This window comes from Streptomyces sp. SGAir0957, assembly GCF_043523415.1.
In genome coordinates, this window is the sequence record NZ_CP027293.1 from 4,264,066 (window position 1) to 4,280,119 (window position 16,054).

The 16,054-nt window shown below is 69.2% G+C and carries 14 protein-coding genes, 1 tRNA gene and 1 pseudogene; 7 read left to right on the top strand and 9 right to left on the bottom strand.

What is annotated here, in order from left to right; genetic code table 11:
- The first annotated feature begins 5 nt into the window (after nucleotides 1-5).
- The 3 genes from C1N81_RS23895 (at nucleotide 6) to pknB (ending at nucleotide 5,112) form a co-directional block, all read left to right on the top strand.
- On the top strand, nucleotides 6-1,415 hold the full coding sequence (locus tag C1N81_RS23895) for an FtsW/RodA/SpoVE family cell cycle protein (protein WP_394432310.1): 1,410 nt from the start codon (nucleotides 6-8) through the stop codon (nucleotides 1,413-1,415).
- The gene (locus C1N81_RS23900) at nucleotides 1,412-2,884 is read left to right on the top strand and encodes a peptidoglycan D,D-transpeptidase FtsI family protein (protein ID WP_394432312.1); all 1,473 of its coding nucleotides are present in this window, start codon (nucleotides 1,412-1,414) and stop codon (nucleotides 2,882-2,884) included. The genes C1N81_RS23895 and C1N81_RS23900 overlap by 4 nt, the downstream gene beginning before the upstream one ends.
- 212 nt (nucleotides 2,885-3,096) lie before the next feature.
- Complete coding sequence (pknB, locus tag C1N81_RS23905) at nucleotides 3,097-5,112, top strand: Stk1 family PASTA domain-containing Ser/Thr kinase (RefSeq protein WP_394432314.1); 2,016 nt, start codon at nucleotides 3,097-3,099, stop codon at nucleotides 5,110-5,112.
- Nucleotides 5,113-5,342: 230 nt separating this feature from the next.
- On the opposite strand, the gene C1N81_RS23910 is transcribed toward pknB, so the two are convergent.
- The 6 genes from C1N81_RS23910 to C1N81_RS23935 all read right to left on the bottom strand — a co-directional run bounded on the left by C1N81_RS23910 (nucleotide 5,343) and on the right by C1N81_RS23935 (nucleotide 9,838).
- Nucleotides 5,343-6,077 carry a class E sortase gene (locus C1N81_RS23910; RefSeq protein WP_394432316.1) on the bottom strand — a complete coding sequence of 245 codons (735 nt, stop codon included), beginning with the start codon at nucleotides 6,075-6,077 and terminating at the stop codon, nucleotides 5,343-5,345.
- Between the two features lie 46 nt (nucleotides 6,078-6,123).
- Nucleotides 6,124-7,395, bottom strand: a complete 1,272-nt coding sequence (locus C1N81_RS23915; RefSeq protein ID WP_394432317.1) for a class E sortase — start codon at nucleotides 7,393-7,395, stop codon at nucleotides 6,124-6,126.
- Complete coding sequence (locus C1N81_RS23920; protein ID WP_394432319.1) at nucleotides 7,392-8,039, bottom strand: aminodeoxychorismate/anthranilate synthase component II; 648 nt, start codon at nucleotides 8,037-8,039, stop codon at nucleotides 7,392-7,394. Before C1N81_RS23920 ends, C1N81_RS23915 begins: the two co-directional genes overlap by 4 nt.
- Complete coding sequence (locus tag C1N81_RS23925; protein ID WP_361079357.1) at nucleotides 8,036-8,197, bottom strand: hypothetical protein; 162 nt, start codon at nucleotides 8,195-8,197, stop codon at nucleotides 8,036-8,038. The genes C1N81_RS23920 and C1N81_RS23925 overlap by 4 nt, the downstream gene beginning before the upstream one ends.
- 73 nt (nucleotides 8,198-8,270) lie before the next feature.
- A complete protein-coding gene (locus C1N81_RS23930; RefSeq protein ID WP_394432321.1) occupies nucleotides 8,271-8,987 on the bottom strand; it encodes a class E sortase in 717 nt (238 codons plus the stop codon).
- Between the two features lie 56 nt (nucleotides 8,988-9,043).
- Entirely contained in the window at nucleotides 9,044-9,838 is a 795-nt protein-coding gene (locus tag C1N81_RS23935; protein WP_394432323.1) for a DUF881 domain-containing protein, read from the bottom strand.
- A 153-nt stretch (nucleotides 9,839-9,991) separates the two neighbouring features.
- Here C1N81_RS23935 and crgA point away from each other — a divergent pair, with 153 nt between their 5' ends.
- Entirely contained in the window at nucleotides 9,992-10,249 is a 258-nt protein-coding gene (gene crgA, locus C1N81_RS23940) for a cell division protein CrgA (RefSeq protein WP_356489939.1), read from the top strand.
- A gap of 357 nt (nucleotides 10,250-10,606) precedes the next feature.
- On the opposite strand, the gene C1N81_RS23945 is transcribed toward crgA, so the two are convergent.
- Nucleotides 10,607-11,458, bottom strand: a complete 852-nt coding sequence (locus C1N81_RS23945; protein WP_394432325.1) for a rhomboid family intramembrane serine protease — start codon at nucleotides 11,456-11,458, stop codon at nucleotides 10,607-10,609.
- Nucleotides 11,459-11,480: 22 nt separating this feature from the next.
- On the bottom strand, nucleotides 11,481-12,008 hold the full coding sequence (locus tag C1N81_RS23950) for a peptidylprolyl isomerase (protein ID WP_394432327.1): 528 nt from the start codon (nucleotides 12,006-12,008) through the stop codon (nucleotides 11,481-11,483).
- 253 nt (nucleotides 12,009-12,261) lie between these two features.
- Here C1N81_RS23950 and C1N81_RS23955 point away from each other — a divergent pair, with 253 nt between their 5' ends.
- Nucleotides 12,262-12,963, top strand: coding sequence for a DUF5324 family protein (locus tag C1N81_RS23955; protein WP_394438192.1), 702 nt, complete (start codon nucleotides 12,262-12,264; stop codon nucleotides 12,961-12,963).
- Between the two features lie 110 nt (nucleotides 12,964-13,073).
- Here the strand turns inward: C1N81_RS23955 and C1N81_RS23960 are convergent.
- Nucleotides 13,074-13,146: transfer RNA gene (locus tag C1N81_RS23960), tRNA-Ala, on the bottom strand.
- 183 nt (nucleotides 13,147-13,329) lie between these two features.
- On the opposite strand from C1N81_RS23960, the gene C1N81_RS23965 reads away from it, so the two are divergent.
- The gene (locus tag C1N81_RS23965) at nucleotides 13,330-13,878 is read left to right on the top strand and encodes a helix-turn-helix domain-containing protein (RefSeq protein WP_394432329.1); all 549 of its coding nucleotides are present in this window, start codon (nucleotides 13,330-13,332) and stop codon (nucleotides 13,876-13,878) included.
- 271 nt (nucleotides 13,879-14,149) lie between these two features.
- Nucleotides 14,150-15,026 (top strand): annotated as a pseudogene (locus C1N81_RS23970) (serine/threonine-protein kinase); the annotation flags it as partial.
- Nucleotides 15,027-16,054 lie beyond the last annotated feature (1,028 nt).

A 16,054-nucleotide genomic window follows, 5' to 3' on the forward strand; every position in this document is an offset into this window, starting at 1 on the left:
ACGCCATGAGTAGTAGTTCCACGACCCATACGTCGACCATCGGCGCGATCGGCGCGCCCAGCCGGCGCAACACCGAGCTGGCGCTCCTCGCGTTCGCCGTGGTCATCCCGGTCTTCGCGTACGCCAATGTCGGCCTGGCCATCGACGGGAACCTGCCCGCCGGTCTGCTCGGGTACGGACTCGGCCTCGGCCTGCTCGCGGGCGTCGCCCACATCGTCGTGCGCAAGTTCGCGGCCTACGCGGACCCGCTGCTGCTGCCGCTGGCGACGCTGCTCAACGGGCTCGGGCTCGTCATCATCTGGCGGCTCGACCAGTCGGAGCGGCTGCAGCTGCGGTCGACGTTCAGCCCGGCGGCGCCCAAGCAGCTGCTGTACTCGGCGATCGGCATCGCGCTCTTCGTCGGCGTGCTCATGCTGCTCAAGGACCACCGCATCCTGCAGCGGTACACGTACATCTCGATGGTCGGCGCCATCATCCTGCTGCTGCTCCCGCTCGTGCCGGGTCTCGGCATGGACGTCTTCGGCGCCAAGATCTGGATCCACGTCGGTGGCTTCTCCATCCAGCCCGGTGAGTTCGCGAAGATCGTCATCGCGATCTTCTTCGCCGGATATCTGATGGTGAAGCGCGACGCCCTGGCGCTCGCGTCCCGCCGTTTCATGGGTCTCTACCTGCCCCGTGGCCGCGACCTCGGGCCGATCGTCGTCGTCTGGGCGATGTCGATCCTCATCCTCGTCTTCGAGACCGACCTCGGTACCTCGCTGCTGTTCTTCGGCATGTTCGTCGTCATGCTGTACGTCGCCACCGAGCGCACCAGCTGGATCGTCTTCGGTCTGCTGATGTCCGCGGTCGGCGCGGTGGGCGTCGCGAGCTTCGAGCCGCACGTGGAGCAGCGCGTCAACGGATGGCTGCACCCGTTCTCCGACAGCGTCCTCGCGCAGTCCGACCAGATCGCGCAGTCGCTGATGGCGTTCGGGTCCGGCGGTGTCCTCGGCACCGGGCTCGGCCAGGGCAACTCCGACCTGATCGGCTTCGCCGCCAACTCGGACTTCGTCCTCGCGACCTACGGCGAGGAGATGGGCCTGGCCGGCGTCATGGCGATCCTGCTCATCTACGGGCTGATCGTGGAGCGCGGCGTCCGCACCTCCCTCGCCGCCCGCGACCCGTTCGGCAAGCTGCTCGCGATCGGCCTCTCCGGCGCCTTCGCCATCCAGGTCTTCGTCGTCTCCGGCGGTGTCATGGGCCTCATCCCGCTGACCGGTATGACCATGCCGTTCCTCGCCTACGGTGGTTCCTCCGTCATCGCCAACTGGGCACTTGTCGGCGTCCTCCTGCGGATCAGCGACACCGCCCGCCGCCCGGCGCCGGCGCCGGTGGCCAACCCCGACGCCGAGATGACTCAGGTGGTCCGACCGTGAACAAGCCCCTGCGCCGTATCGCGATCTTCTGCGGTCTGCTCATCCTCACGCTGCTGATCCGCGACAACTGGATCCAGTACGTCCAGGCGGACTCGCTGCAGACGAACGCGCTCAACCGCCGTGTAGCCATCGAGCGCTACGCCCAGCCGCGCGGCGACATCATCGTCGACGGCAAGCCCATCACCGGCTCCGAGGCGACCTCCGGCACCGACCTGAAGTACAAGCGCACCTGGAAGAACGGGCCCATGTGGTCGCCCGTCACCGGATACGCCTCGCAGATCGTCGGCGCCACCCAGCTGGAGTCCATCGAGGACGGCATCCTCACCGGCAACGACGACCGGCTCTTCTTCCGCCAGACGCTCGACATGATCACGGGCAAGAAGAAGGAGGGCGGCAATGTCACGACCACCCTCAACGCCAAGGCGCAGCAGGCCGCGTACGACGGTCTGAAGACCCGCGGCAAGGGCGCCGTCGCCGCGATCGAGCCGTCCACCGGCAAGATCCTCGCGCTGGCCTCCACGCCCTCGTACGACCCCTCGGTCTTCGCGGGCAACTCGACCAAGGACAGCAAGACCTTCTCCAAGCTCGACAAGGACAAGGACAAGCCGCTCCTGAACCGCGCGCTGCGCGAGACGTATCCGCCGGGCTCGACGTTCAAGCTGGTCACGGCCGCGGCCGCCTTGGAGAGCGGTAACTACGACCCCGACAAGGCGACCAAGACGCCGCTGCCGTGGACGATGCCGGGCACCCAGACGCCGCTGAACAACGAGGGCAACATCCCGTGTGAGGACGCGACGCTGCGGGTCGCCCTCAAGGTCTCCTGCAACACCGTCTTCGGCAAGATCGGCTCGGACCTCGGCAAGGAGAAGATGGTCGAGGAGGCCGAGAAGTTCGGCTTCAACAAGGAGCAGTTCGTCCCGGTCCGCTCCAACGCGTCGAACTTCGACGACGACATGAACCCGTCGCAGACGGCCCTGTCCTCCATCGGCCAGTACAACACCGCCGCGACCCCGCTCCAGATGGCCATGGTCGCCTCCGCGATCGCGAACGACGGCAAGCTCATGCAGCCGTACATGATCGACGAGCTGAAGGCCCCGAACCTCGACACCATCGAGAAGACGGAGCCCAAGGAGATGAGCCGGCCGCTCACCGAGGACAACGCGCAGAAGCTCCAGTCGATGATGGAGACGGTCGTCAACGACCCGGGCGGCACGGGCGGCAACGCCAAGATCAACATCGATGGCGTCACCGTCGGCGGCAAGACCGGTACCGCCCAGCACGGCGTCGACAACAGCGAGAAGCCGTACGCCTGGTTCGTCTCGTACGCGAAGACGAACTCCGGTTTCCCGGTCGCCGTGGCCGTGGTCGTCGAGGACAGCGCGGCCAGCCGCCAGGACATCTCCGGTGGTGGTCTCGCCGCCCCGATCGCGAAGAGCGTGATGGAAGCGGTCATCGGCAACAAGGGGTGACCCGAGCGACAGGGGCTACCGGGAGGCCACCGCCTCCCTGTGACCCCGGTCACCCGCATTTCACAGACACGCACGTGGCGGTACCGGTCCTGTCACGGGTCACCCTGGTGGCCAGGTCACGTCGGGCAGGCCGGGTACGGTATGCCCGGACAGCACACCGCCCGACCCCGCACGGGACGGTCGGGACCGACGGAGAGGGCTGGTAGGTAACCATGGAAGAGCCGCGTCGCCTCGGCGGCCGGTACGAGCTGGGCCACGTGCTCGGCCGTGGTGGCATGGCCGAGGTCTACCTCGCGCATGACTCCCGGCTGGGGCGCACGGTGGCGGTGAAGACGCTGCGGGCGGACCTCGCACGCGACCCGTCGTTCCAGGCCCGGTTCCGCCGGGAGGCCCAGTCGGCCGCCTCGCTCAACCATCCCGCGATCGTGGCGGTGTACGACACGGGCGAGGACTACGTCGACCAGGTCTCCATCCCGTACATCGTGATGGAGTACGTCGACGGCTCCACGCTCCGCGAGCTCCTGCACAGCGGCCGCAAGCTGCTGCCCGAGCGCGCGATGGAGATGACCATCGGCATCCTCCAGGCCCTGGAGTACTCGCACCGGGCGGGCATCGTCCACCGCGACATCAAGCCCGCCAACGTGATGCTGACCCGCAACGGCCAGGTCAAGGTCATGGACTTCGGCATCGCCCGCGCCATGGGCGACTCCGGCATGACGATGACGCAGACCGCCGCGGTGATCGGCACCGCCCAGTACCTCTCCCCCGAGCAGGCCAAGGGCGAGCAGGTCGACGCCCGCTCCGACCTGTACTCGACGGGCTGTCTGCTCTACGAGCTGCTCACCGTGCGTCCGCCGTTCGTCGGCGACTCCCCGGTGGCCGTCGCCTACCAGCACGTCCGCGAGGAGGCGCAGCCGCCCAGCGTCTTCGACGGCGAGATCACGCCCGAGATGGACGCGATCGTCCTCAAGGCGCTCACCAAGGACCCGGACTACCGCTACCAGTCGGCCGACGAGATGCGGGCCGACATCGAGGCCTGCCTCGACGGCCAGCCCGTCGCCGCCACCGCCGCCATGGGCGCGGTCGGCTACGGCGCGGGCGACGGTTACGGGAACGACCAGCAGACGGCGATGCTGCACTCCCAGAACGGCGCGGCGGCCACCTCGATGCTGCCGCCCGTCAACCCCGACGACGGCGGCTACGGCTACGACGACCGCCCCGACCGCCGCAAGCAGGGCAAGAACCGCACCTCGACGATCCTCCTGGTCGTCGCGGGCATCCTCGTCCTGGTCGGCGCCATCCTCATCGGCAAGTACGTGATGAGCGGCGACGGCGGCGGTGACGGCGACGTCACCGTGCCGTCCCTGGTCGGCGAGACCTTCGAGGGCGCTCAGCAGAAGGCCGAGAACATCGACCTCAAGGTCGTCCGTGGCGACAGCATGCCGTGCGAGGACCAGCCCGCGAAGCGCGTCTGCGAGCAGGACCCGAAGGACGGCTCGGTCGCCAAGGGCGACACGATCACCGTCCGGATGTCGACGGGCGCGCCGAAGGTCACGGTCCCGGACGTGCAGGGCCTCTCCTACGACGAGGCCGAGAAGATGCTCACCGAAAAGGGCTTCAGCAACATCAAGAAGGAGTCCCGGGAGTCGGAGCGGACGCCGGGCAAGGTGATCGACCAGAACCCCAAGGGCGACGCCAAGGTCGAGAAGGGCTCCGAGATCACCCTGACCGTCGCCAAGGAGAAGGCGACCACCACGGTCCCCAACGTCTCCGGCGGCAACCTCACCTGCGACCAGGCGACCTCCCAGCTCCAGGCCAGCAACCTCAAGGCCAGCTGCACCGAGGTGGAGAACGACTCGGTCGAGGCGGGCAAGGTCTTCGAGCAGAACCTCTCTCCGGGCACCACGGCCGACCCGGGCTCCACGGTCCAGCTGAAGTACGCCAAGGCGCCCGAACAGCTCCAGGTCCCCGGTGACCTCGGGGGCAAGAAGCTCAAGGACGTGCGGGATCAGCTGTCCGGCATGGGGATCCAGGTGCAGGTCTCCGGCTCCTCCGACGACAACGCCACGGTCGTCACGAGCCAGCCGACGCCCGGCAGCACCGTGAAGAAGGGCGACACCGTCACCCTGTTCACCACCCCGCCCGCAGGGGGCGGCGACAACGGCGGCGGCAACAACGGCGGCGGCGGCTTCATCGGCGGCAACTTCGGCCGCGGCGGGGACGACTGACCCGGCACCGCAGCAGCGCATGACGGAGCCCCGCCCCCTTTCGAGGGGGCGGGGCTCCGTTCATCTGCGCCGACCGCCAGTGGAGTTCCGCCGGGAGCGTCGGGTCGCTACCGGAGTTCCGCCCGGGGCGTCCGGTCACTACCGGAGCTCCGCCAGGCGCGTCCGGTCCCTACGGAGTTCCGCCGGGGGCGTCCGGTCACTACCGGAGTTCCGCCGGGGGCATCCGGTCCCTACCGGAGCTCCGCCGGGGGCGTCCGGTCGCTGTCGACCTTCTCGACCCGCTCCAGCTCGCCCCAGACCACGTAGCGGTACCGCGACGTGTAGACCGGCGTGCACGTCGTCAGGGTGATGTAGTGGCCGGCCTTCTTCTTCCCCGACTCCTCGGGGATCTGGCCGATGACGTCCACGTTGTACTTCGAGGTCTCGGGGAGGATGTCGTAGACCTTGTAGACGTACCACTTGTCGCGGGACTCGTAGACGATCGCGTCGCCCTTTTTGATCTTGTCGATGTTGTGGAACTTGGCGCCGTGCCCGTCCCGGTGCGCGGCCAGGGAGAAGTTGCCGTTCTTGCCGCTGGTGGGCAGCACGGCCTTGACGGGCTCGGTGTAGTACCCGGCGACGCCGTCGTTGAGGATCTTGGACGTCGTGCCCTTCTCGACGAGCACCTCGCCCTTGCCCATCGCCGGCACATGCAGGAACCCGATGCCGTCCTTGGTGTCCAGGGCGCCGGGCCCGGTCGCCTGCGACCAGTGGTCGCGGACCTTGTCGCCCTGCTGGTGCGCGGCCCGGTCGGCCACCACGTTCGTCCACCACAGCGAGTAGACGACGAACAGGCCGAGCAGCACACCGCCGGTGATGAGCAGCTCACCGAAGAAGCTGACCGCCAGCGCGATCGGCCCGCGCCGGGGCGGCGCCGCGGGGGCCTTCGTCTCGGCCTCTTCCTCGTGGTCGGTCGTCGCTGCCACTGCCTGTGCCCCGTCCCTGTGCCGAAATGGCCCTGTCCACCGCCGGCTAGCCGACGAGCGCGTCCGGCTTGCCCTTGCTGCGCGGCCGCTCCTCGACCATCTTGCCCCAGACGATCATTCGATACGTACTGGTGAATTCCGGAGTGCAGGTCGTCAGGGTGATGTAGCGGCCCGGCTCGGTGAACCCGGACTCCGCGGGGATCGGGTTGATCACCGCCGTGTTGGACGGCGATGTCTGGGGGAGCAGGCTCGACATCTTGTAGACGTAGTAGGTGTCCTGCGTCTCGACGACGATGGGATCGCCCGGCTTGAGCCGGTTGACGTAACGGAACGGCTCGCCGTGGGTGTTGCGGTGGCCCGCGAGCGCGAAGTTCCCGGTCTTCGCCTCGGGCATCGCGGTGGGAATGCTGTTCTTGTCGTAGTGCCCGACCATGCCCTTGTCGAGCACCTTCGTCTTGCTGATGCCCTCCGCGATCGGCACCACGACGTCCAGCTTCGGGATGTAGAGGATGGCGAAGCCCTGGCCCGGCTCGAACGAGTCCGGCTTGGCCTTGCCCTTGCCGTTCGCCCAGTCGTCCTCGAGGTGGTGGCGGGCGTTGCCCGCGAGGTTGTGGGCCCGGATGTTGGACCACCAGAGCTGGTAGGTGACGAACAGCAGCATCAGCACCCCGATGCTGATGAAGACCTCACCGAGTCCGCGGCTCACGATGACGCCCACGGTGGGCTTGGCGGCCCGTGCGGCCCGTCGCGCCTCGACCCGCGACAACGGCTTCCCGTCGCCGCCCTGCGCGGGCGCCGCCGCCTCCTGCGTTTCGCCGGCCCGGCGTCTGCCGCCCCCGCCCTTCTTGGCGGCCTTCCGCCGGGCGGCACGGCCACCGGTGGTGACAGGGGCCTCGACCCTGGTCCCCGGCTCCGTATCCGGATCCGGCTCCGGTCTCAGCGGCTCTTCCGGCTCGGAATCGGTCTGAGGGCTCGGCTGCGGGTCCAGTATTCGCCGGGTGTCGGCCGTACGCAGCGCCACGGTCTCGTCGTCCCGTACGGGCGCCTGCGGCGCGGCCTGGGCCCCGCCGTACCAGTCCTGGGCGTACCCCTCCGGGTCGTACCACTCGGGCTCCGGCTCAGGGCGCTCCGCCCGCCGCCGCGCGGGCTCCTGGTGCACGGGCGCCTGCGCCGCGGAGTCCGGCTGCGGCTCGTCCTCGGCCCGGAACCACGGCGACGGATGCTGCCCCGGCAGCGGATCGTTCAGGGGGTCGTCGAGGCCCCTGACGGCGTCCTCGAACCCGCCGGCGCCGCCCTGCTCGGGGCGCAGCGCGGTCACGCCGAGGCCCTGCCCACGACCGGCGCGAGCCCGGCCGAGCGGCCCACCGCCTCCTTGTCCCCGCATTCGGCGAGCCAGTTCGCCAGCGTCAGGTGCCCGTGCTCGGTCAGGACCGACTCCGGGTGGAACTGGACGCCCTCGACCGGCAGTTCACGGTGGCGCAGGCCCATGACGATGCCGTCCTCGGTGCGCGCGGTCACCTCGAACTCCGCCGGTACGGTGCCGGGCTCGGCGGCCAGCGAGTGGTACCGGGTCGCGGTGAACGGGTCGGGCAGGCCCGCGAAGACACCCGTGCCGTCGTGCCGGACGAGCGAGGTCTTGCCGTGCAGCAGCTCGGGCGCCCGGCCGACCACACCCCCGTACGCCACCTGCATCGACTGCATGCCGAGGCAGACGCCGAAGACGGGGACGCCGGTCGCCGCGCAGTGCCGCACCATGTCGATGCAGACACCGGCCTGTTCGGGGGCGCCGGGGCCGGGGCTGAGCAGGACGCCGTCGAAGCCGTCCTGCGCGTGTGCCGTGCTCACCTCGTCGTTGCGCAGCACCTCGCACTCGGCGCCCAGCTGGTAGAGGTACTGGACGAGGTTGAAGACGAAGCTGTCGTAGTTGTCGACGACGAGAATGCGGGTCTTTCGCGTACTCACTGGCCGTCCACCGTCACATCGTTGAAGGGCAGCAGCGGCTCGGCCCACGGGAACACGTACTGGAAGAGGACGTAGACCACGGCGAGGACGAGCACCAGCGAGATCGCCGCCCTCAGCCACGCGTTGCCCGGCAGATGCCGCCAGATCCAGCCGTACATGCCGGTCGCTCCCCTTCGACAGTCCCTCAACACCATCGCCGCACGGCTTCAGCCGTCGCCGTACACCACCAGACTAACGGCGCAACGCCTCCGGTTTCCCGGCCTCCACAGGCTGAGTGGCATCCAAGTGCGCCCAGACGATCAACCGGTGGCTGTGCCCCCACTCCGGATCACAGGTGGTGAGTGTCAGATAGCGGCCCGGCGCCGTGTACCCGGACTTGCGCGGCACCGGGTCGACGACGCCGGTATCCGTGGGCAGCGTCCGGTAGGGGCCCCGGTCGATGCGGTAGGTGAACCAGGTCGTTCCGTCGGTGAGAACCACGGCGTCCCCCGGCCGCAGTCTGGGGAAATCCTTGAACGGGTCGCCGTACGTGCGCCGATGCCCGGCGACCGCGAAGTTCCCCTTCTGCCCGAGCCGCGCGGTGCCCTCGTAGTGACCGAGCCCCTTTTTCAGGGTCCCGACCTTCGTGTCCTCGAGCACGGGCTTGTTCCACGTGAAACCAAGACGCGGGATGTACATCACAGCGAACGGTTTTCCGCCCTCGTACGCGGCCGGGCCGGGCGGCGTCTCCGGTGCGGAGGAGGCGGACGGCGGGGCGGTGGCGGACGGCGGCGCGGTGGCGGACGGCCGCTGGGCCCACTGCTCGTGCAGCACGTCGATCTGGTGGTCCATGGCGCTGTCGGCCTTCACACCCGTCCAGAACAGCACGTAGACCACGAAGAGCACGATCACGGCGCCGACGGTGACGCAGAGCTCGCTCAGCGACCTGACGACGACTCGCACCGACATCGAGGGCCTCCCCGCCCTGCCCAGGTGGCGCCCAGGTACTGCCCAGGTGGCGCCTGCTACTGCACCGGCTTCGCGTAGTGGAGATCCACTGTGCCCGAGTACGCGGGAAGAGTCACCGCCCCGTCGTCCTCGACTTTCCAGCCGAGGCCGTACGCGTTGACGTAGAGCATGTAGTTCTGGATCTCCGGGGAGGCCGCGACCGCTTGCTTCATCTTCTCCGGGTCGCCGACCGCGGTGATCTTGTACGGCGGTGAGTAGACCCGCCCCTGGAGGATCAGGGTGTTGCCGACGCAGCGGACGGCCGAGGTCGAGATGAGGCGCTGGTCCATCACCTTGATGCCCTCGGCGCCGCCGTGCCACAGCGCGTTCACCACGGCCTGGAGGTCCTGCTGGTGGATGACCAGGTCGTTCGGTTGCGGCTCGGGGTAGCCCGGGAGCTTCGCCGTCGCGTTCGGCGGGGCGTCGTCGAGGGTGACGGAGACCGCCTCGCCCTTGAGCTTCTTCGTGCCGGACGCCGTCTCCAGGCGGTCCAGCTTCTCGTCCTCCGCCTTGGTCGACCCGTCGTCGCGCTCGGCCAGCGCTTCGACGTCGTCCCGCACCCCGCTGTTGCCCTCCTCCAGCTCCTTGTTCTTGCGGCTGCGCTCCTGGATGAGGTCGGAGAGCTTCAGAAGGGACGCGTCCGTCCGGATATTGGTGCCCTTGGCCGTATTGAAGCTGGTGAAGAAGATGAGCCCGGCGAGAGCGAAGACCCCCATGGTGAGCAGCCGCACGGGACGGAAGCGGGCACCGGGGACATCCGGAGCGCCAGAGGCGTTGACAGGCCCTTCGTCAGGGTCGGCAGAATTGCTCAACGTACCCTTATCTCCTTCGACGCCGCGGAAGCACTACGCTAACGGACGCCCGGGGGAGCGCTCAGATTCCTTTGAACTTCCCCTTGTACGCTGCTCCGGAGCCAGCCCACGTCCCCTGCGCGGCCACGCAGCGCATCGACAGGAGAGACCCTCGTGCCGAAGTCACGTATCCGCAAGAAGGCCGACTACACGCCGCCGCCGGCGTCCAAGCAGGCAGCCAATATCAAGCTGACCAACCGCGGCTGGGTGGCCCCGGTGATGCTCGCGATGTTCCTCATCGGGCTCGCCTGGATCGTGGTCTTCTACGTGACGGACGGCTCCCTGCCGATCGACGCGCTCGGCAACTGGAACATCGTCGTGGGCTTCGGCTTCATCGCGGCCGGGTTCGGCGTCTCCACGCAGTGGAAGTAACGGTTCGACCGGCGCTTTCCGGCGGTGCCGCCGGGCTGTCCACCTGATGGTCGCCTGACGTCCCACCGGGTTGTCCACCAACGTCCCATCGGGTTGTCCACTGACGACCCACCGGGTTATCCACAGGGTTTTTCCACAGTGTTGAAAAGGTCAGACGATCTGTGGATAACTCTCCGGAGATTGACGCCGGTGTGACTGGTCAGGTCACGCTAGTTCACCTGTTCACCCCTTGCCTCTCCTGGGAAAACCCAGCTCAGAGGCGAGGGGCGAACACGTTCCGCACAGCATGCACAAGATCCGGCACTCGCTGTGGACAACGTCTGCCGCGGAGCGGTCACCATCCGTGGAGAAGCGGGCTCAGGTGAGCTGCGCCGTTCGGACAAGAACCGTGCCGAGTACGACCGCGAGCACCAGTGCGCAGACCCCGTACTGGATCAGCGCGCGGCGTTCGCGCGGGGCGTGGACCATCGCGTACCCGATGACGAGGCCGCCGATCAGACCACCGACGTGGGCCTGCCACGAGATGCCCCGCCACGTGAACGTGAAGAGCAGGTTCAACGCGAGCAGGGCGATGACGGGGCGCAGGTCGTAGTGGAGCCGGCGCATCAGGACGGCGGTCGCGCCGAGCAGTCCGAAGATCGCGCCCGAGGCTCCGAGCGTGGCGGTGCCCGGTGCCGCGAAGGCGTACCCGGTGGCGCTGCCGGCGAGGCCGGACAAGAAGTAGAGGGCCAGATAGCGGGCTCGGCCCAGCTGCGCTTCGAGGGGGCCGCCGAGCCACCAGAGGCCGAGCATGTTGAACGCGATGTGCCACACCTCGTTGTGCGTGAACATCGAGGTGACCAGGCGGTACCACTCCCCGGCCGCGACACCCTGGCCGGGCGGGGACGACCAGGGGGGCCAGGCGCCGACCAGGACGAACCGGTCGAGCAGGGCGGTGTCCAGGTGGACCGCGACGAACACGGCCAGGTTGAGCACGACCAGGATCTTCGTCACCAGACGCGGGTCCGCGACGACGGTCCCCCCGGCGACGGTCCGCGGCCGGCTCGCACCCGGCGGCGGCCCGGCGCCGGCATTGCCGCGCACACACTCCGGGCACTGGAACCCGACCGAGGCACTGATCATGCACTGGGGGCAGATGGGCCGCTCGCACCGGACACAGCGGACACCCGTCGGCTGGTCCGGGTGGCGATAACAGCCGGGCAGGTCCATGAACCGGCCTCCTGGAGAGGTGTCAGCGGGTCTCCACGACCACCGATTCGATGATCACGTCCCGCACCGGACGGGCGGTACGCGGATTCGTCTGAGTGGCGGCAATGCTGTCCACGACCTTGCGGCCCGCCTCGTCGGACACCTCGCCGAAGATCGTGTGCTTACGGGTCAGCCAGGCGGTCGGGGCGACGGTGATGAAGAACTGCGAGCCGTTCGTCCCCGGCCCGGCGTTGGCCATGGCGAGCAGGTACGGCTTGGTGAAGGCCAGGTCGGGGTGGAACTCGTCCTCGAACTGGTAGCCGGGGCCGCCCGTCCCGTTCCCGAGCGGGTCACCCGCCTGGATCATGAAGCCACTGAGGACACGGTGGAAGACGGTGCCGTCGTAGAGGGGAGCCGTGGACTTCTCCCCGGTCTCCGGGTTCGTCCACTCCCGCTCGCCCCTGGCCAGCTCCACGAAGTTCCTGACCGTCTTCGGCGCGTGGTTCGGCAGGAGCCTGACCTCGATGTCGCCCTGGTTGGTCCTGAGAGTGGCGTACAGCTGCTCGGCCACGGTCTGCCTTCCGTCGTCTTCGGTGCTGTGCCGATCCTCCCACGGTGCAGCCGGAGGCCAGAGGTTTCAGCCACCCAAAACCGGTCTACTCGTAACGGCAGAGGCGCGCCCCGACACGATCCGTGGCATTGTCGTCGCCAGGCCCTCTACCGCTCCTTTACGAGCCGTACCACCGCATTGAGCTTTTGGCAGGCATGATCCGCAAAAGGGTGGAAAGGTGAAATACCTGTACGCCACCGAGGAGGAGGATCCCGTGACCCGCATCGACAGCGTGCGCGCCGCGACCGGCTCGGCGAAGGACAGCGTGCTGCACGCCGCGGACGTGGTGGCGCCCTACGCCGGGACGGCCAAGGACCGTGCGACGCAGTACGCGCACGAAGCGCGTGTCGCGCTCGGCCCCAAGGTCTCGCAGGCCGCCCAGCAGGCGCGCGCCCAGTACGGCGCCCACCTGGCCCCGCGCCTTGAGCAGGCACGCACGCATGTCCCGCCGAAGGTCGACCATGCCGCGCATGAGGCCGCCACCCGTACGCTCCAGGCCGCCAGGCAGGCAGCCGAGTTCTCGAAGCCCCGCCTCGAGCAGGCCGTGGCCTCGGCCCAGCCGGTGGCCGAGGAGGCGACGGCCCGCAGCGTCGCCGCCCTCGCCGCGCTGCGCGGACAGGTCTCCCCCAAGGAGATCCAGAAGATCGTCCGCAAGCACGAGCGCCGCGCCCGCGCGGGCCGCTTCACCAAGGGGCTTCTGGTGCTGACCGTCGTGGCGGGCGGTGCCTACGTCGCATGGAAGTGGTGGGACAAGCAGGCCAACCCGGACTGGCTGGTCGAGCCCCCGGCGGCCACCGAGGTCCCCGACGGCACCCCGCTGACCTCGGTCGACGGCGCCGGCGCCCAGGACGTCCTCGACCCGGAGGTCCAGGCCAAGCAGGCCGAGGCGGAGGCGGGCCCGGAAGAGCCCCGCTGACACTCCACGGCGAAGCCCCTCTGGCCACCGGATTCACCTGGTGGCCAGAGGGGCTTCGTCATGGGTACTGCTTGTACTACTTGTACTACTTGTACTGCTTGAGCTTCTTGTGGAGCCTAGGGGAGTCGAACCCCTGACATCTGCCATGCAAAGACAGCGCTCTACCAACTGAGCTAAGGCCCCGCAAAACGGTGCGTCCCACCGACGATTCACGCCTCCGGCGAGCACCGCAGACCAGAGTACCGGGTCACCCCCCGGATCTAGCAAAAGGATTGGGGGTCCCGGCGGACGACCACTCTCCGTAAGATGCCCCACGTGCTTCGCGGCAGCGAAGCGCCGTATTGGGGAAAGCGATGGGGAGACGCAATGGACGCCGCACAGCAGGAAGCTACCGCAAGAGCCCGGGAGCTCCAGCGGAGCTGGTACGGAGAGCCACTGGGGGCGCTCTTCCGCCGACTGATCGAGGACCTCGGGCTCAATCAGGCCCGTCTGGCAGGTGTCCTCGGCCTTTCCGCACCCATGCTGTCGCAGCTGATGAGCGGTCAGCGCGCCAAGATCGGCAACCCCGCGGTCGTGCAGCGCGTCCAGCTTCTGCAGGATCTCGCGAGCCAGGTGGCCGACGGGAGCGTCAGTGCGGCCGAGGCCACCGAGCGCATGGACGAGGTCCGGAAGTCGCAGGGCGGCTCCGTCCTCTCCAACACCGGGCAGACGGCCTCCGGTTCGGGCGCGCCGACCGTGAAGCGCGTGGTGCGTGAGATCCAGTCGCTGCTGCGTTCCGTCTCGGCGGCGGGCGACATCATCGACGCCGCGGACTCCCTCGCCCCCACCCACCCCGAACTGGCAGAGTTCCTCCGGGTCTACGGCGCCGGCCGCACCTCCGACGCGGTCGCCCACTACCAGGCCCACCAGAACTGACCTCCGACCGGACACAGCGCCGACCGGCTGTTTCTTGGCGGGGCGGCGTGTGGGGGTGCCGGGGGCGAGGCGACGGGGCCGAGGTGACGCCGGGGATCCGGGAGAGCCGGGAGAGCCGGGTGATCAGGGAGAGCCGGGAGAGCCAGGTGAGCCAGGTGAGCCAGGGACGTGGGAGATGCCGGGGATCTGGGAAGCCGTGATCACCACGGAGGCCACGTGATCCGAGGGTGTCTTCCACGCCGCGAGACCGGGAGGGGAGCGACGCACGACCATGGGTGAGGTCTTCGCCGGCCGGTACGAACTGGCCGACCCGATCGGTCGCGGGGGAGTGGGCGCGGTATGGCGGGCCTGGGACCACCGGCGCCGCCGCTATGTCGCGGCCAAGGTCCTCCAGCAGAGCGACGCCCACACGCTGCTGCGCTTCGTGCGGGAACAGGCGCTGCGGATCGATCACCCCCATGTCCTGGCCCCGGCGAGCTGGGCCGCGGACGACGACAAGGTCCTCTTCACCATGGACCTGGTCGCGGGCGGCTCCCTGGTCCACCTGGTCGCCGATTACGGACCGCTGGCGCCTCATTTCGTCTGCGTCCTCCTCGACCAGCTCCTCTCGGGCCTCTCCGCGGTCCATGCCGAGGGGGTGGTGCACCGCGACATCAAACCGGCCAACATCCTTCTGGAGCGGACCGGCACGGGCCTGCCGCACCTGCGCGTCTCCGACTTCGGCATCGCCATGCGCAAGGGCGAGCCCCGCCTCACGGAGACCAACTACGTGGTGGGTACCCCGGGTTATTTCGCCCCCGAGCAGGCGATGGGCGCCGAACCGGACTTCCCCGCGGACCTCTTCGCGGCCGGCCTCGTGGCGCTCTATCTCCTGGAAGGCGCCAAGCCCGACGCCAGAGCCCTGATCGAACATTTTGCCGACCATGGAACACCCGGCGCCCCAGTGGGCGTCCCCGGCCCGCTGTGGAGCGTCCTGGCCGGTCTTCTGCAACCCGATCCCGACGCCCGCTTCCGTACCGCCACGGGCGCGCGCAAGGCGCTTCTCGACGCCGCGGAGCTCCTGCCGGAGCCCGGCCCCGACGACGAACTCATCGAGGTCTTCGACCAACTCGGCCCCCTCCCCCCGGGTTTCGGTCCGAACGGCCCCGCAGCCCGCGGCCGCCGAGCCCGCCCCCTGACCGCCACCTCCCCAACCCCGGTGATGCCGATCCCCGAGTGGGAACGGGGCGCTGAGCGCGGGGCGGGACAGGAGTGGTCGAACGGCGCCCGGGGGCAGGGGGATGAGCGCGGGTCGGGGGCTGGTGGGGGGCCGGATGCCGATCGCCCGGAGCCCGAACACGGATGGGAAGCGGGTCGCAGGCCTCGACCCCAGTACGAGCAGGAACTCGATCGCGGTCCAGAACCCGACAGCGGACGGAACTGGGAGTACGGGCCGGGCCCCACGCACGGGCCGGAGACCCAGCACGGGCCGGAGACTGGTTCCGGGCCAAGCTCCCAGTTCGGGCCGGGGACTGGCTCCGGGCCAAGCTCCCAGTTCGGGCCGGAGACTGGCTCCGGGCCGAGCTCCCAATTCGGGTCAGGGACTCGCTCCGGGTTGAGCTCCCAGTTCGGGCCGGAAACTGGCTCCGGGCCAAGACCCCAGTTCAGGCCAGGAACTGAATCCGGGCCAGGCCATCATCACGGGCCGGAAGGGGCTTCCGGGCCGAGCGTTCAGCACGGGGCCGAGGCCGTTTCTGGGCCAAATCCCCAACACGGTGCGGAGACCGCTTCCCGGCCAGGCGGTCAGTACGGGTCCGGGACCGGCGCCGGACCACGCCCCCACACCGGGCGGGAGTCCACTTCCGGTCCAAGCCCTCAGCATGGCGCGGGGAACCCTTCCGAGCCGCCCCCCTGGAAGCGCCCGGAAGCCACTTACGGGCCGAACCCCCAGTACAAGGCCGACACCGCTTCCGGGTCGAACCCTGCGTACCAGGCGGGAACCCCTGTCGGGCCGGACTCCACACACGAGCCGCATCCCCCGTACGGCCCGGATTCCACTCACCCGCCAGGCCCCTCGTACGGGCCGGAATCCCGTCTCGGATCGCAGCCTGCCCGCCGGCCGGGCCCGAACCCCGGGCTTGAAGCGGCGCAGCCCACCCGTTGGGCCGGGCCCGACCACGAACCAACCCCCGGGCGC